This is a genomic window from Cetobacterium sp. ZWU0022, assembly GCF_000800875.1.
GTDB lineage: Bacteria > Fusobacteriota > Fusobacteriia > Fusobacteriales > Fusobacteriaceae > Cetobacterium_A.
Genome location: NZ_JRJZ01000196.1, coordinates 1 through 305, shown reverse-complemented (window position 1 = coordinate 305; position 305 = coordinate 1). Strand labels below are relative to the sequence as shown.

1 protein-coding gene is annotated in these 305 nt (G+C 22.0%); it reads right to left on the bottom strand.

Features of this window, described 5'->3' with window-relative positions:
* The coding region (locus L988_RS13120) for a hypothetical protein (protein WP_047384955.1) at positions 1-189 on the bottom strand (189 nt) is incomplete at its 3' end.
* Positions 190-305: the final 116 nt, after the last annotated feature.

Sequence of the window (305 nt, the reverse complement as noted above, 5' to 3'; positions counted from 1 at the left end):
AGAATAACTTTTTCTCTCCATCCCTATAAAATCTTTTATAAACTTACTATCAGCAGTATAATAATTTTCACTTTTTCCTAAATTAGATATTAATGTTAAAAATAATTTTAACTCTCTAAGTTCAAAATCTTCAAATCTACCTGAAGCTAAATTATTTTGATGTATTACCATTTTACTATTTTTTTCCATTACAAATCCTCCATTGGTGCTATGTTAAAAAATTTTATATTTGAATTTATAGAAAAATATGGTAATATATTTACATATATACCTAGTTTTCTATAAACCTATATACCTATAAACCT